This is a genomic window from Bradyrhizobium sp. Kon58, assembly GCF_055807455.1.
The window spans coordinates 1-275 of the sequence record NZ_JBVVOT010000421.1 but is presented as its reverse complement, the minus strand read 5'-3'; the positions used below and the strand labels follow the sequence as shown (position 1 = coordinate 275).

Sequence of the window (275 nt, the reverse complement as noted above, 5' to 3'; positions counted from 1 at the left end):
AGTGGTGCCGTTGAAAGTGGTCAAGGCCGTATTGCCCGACCCGTCTTCGCTCGCGCCGGGCTACACCGGCAAGACCTGCATTGGCGACCTGGTCAAAGGCACCAAAAACGGCCAGCCGCGTGAAATGTTCATCTACAACGTGGCCGATCACGAAGAAGCCTTCGCTGAAACCGACAGCCAGGGCATCTCCTACACCGCCGGCGTTCCGCCAGTGGCCGCCGCGCTGCTGGTAGCGCGTGGTGAGTGGGACGTGAAGCACATGGCCAACGTTGAGG

General features: G+C 62.2%; 1 protein-coding gene. It reads left to right on the top strand.

Features of this window, described 5'->3' with window-relative positions; all coding sequences use genetic code 11:
* A partial coding sequence (locus AC0L20_RS41000) for a saccharopine dehydrogenase family protein (protein WP_473295826.1) occupies positions 1 to 275 on the top strand: 275 nt, incomplete at both ends.